This window comes from Rhodococcus sp. NPDC054953 (assembly GCF_053609225.1).
Genome location: NZ_JBSGXD010000083.1, coordinates 1 through 421, shown reverse-complemented (window position 1 = coordinate 421; position 421 = coordinate 1). Strand labels below are relative to the sequence as shown.

Sequence of the window (421 nt, the reverse complement as noted above, 5' to 3'; positions counted from 1 at the left end):
GCTTCATGGCGGACGACGCGCTGCGCGCGGCCACCCCGGTGCTGCGGGTGGCGCACGCGGCGGCGTTCCGGGTGCTGGAGGAGAACGGCGTGGACATCAGCCGCTTCGAGGGCCGTTCGCAGGCGCTGGGCGGCGCGGTGCAGGCCGCCGAGCCCCGTAAGGCCGACGAGTACAACATGTGAGGCGCGGCCCGTGGCGGGCCGCGCTGGGTCAGCCGGCGGGCCAGGCGGCGGCGAGCAGCCGCCTGGTGTCGGCGAGCAGTTGAGGCAGCACCTTGGTGTGCCCGACCACCGGCATGAAGTTGGCGTCGCCGCCCCAGCGGGGTACGACGTGCTGGTGCAGATGCGGGGCGATGCCGGCGCCGGCCGCGCTGCCCTGGTTCATCCCGATGTTGAAGCCGTGCGCGCCGGAGGCGATACGG

At 74.6% G+C, this 421-nt stretch carries 1 protein-coding gene and 1 pseudogene; one reads left to right on the top strand and one right to left on the bottom strand.

Annotated elements, in window-relative coordinates:
- On the top strand, positions 1-182 hold a 182-nt coding region (locus tag ACWF62_RS20625), incomplete at its 5' end, for a hypothetical protein (protein WP_452631291.1).
- A gap of 28 nt (positions 183-210) precedes the next feature.
- Here ACWF62_RS20625 and ACWF62_RS20620 read toward each other — a convergent pair.
- Positions 211-421: pseudogene (locus tag ACWF62_RS20620) on the bottom strand (diadenosine tetraphosphate hydrolase); the annotation flags it as partial.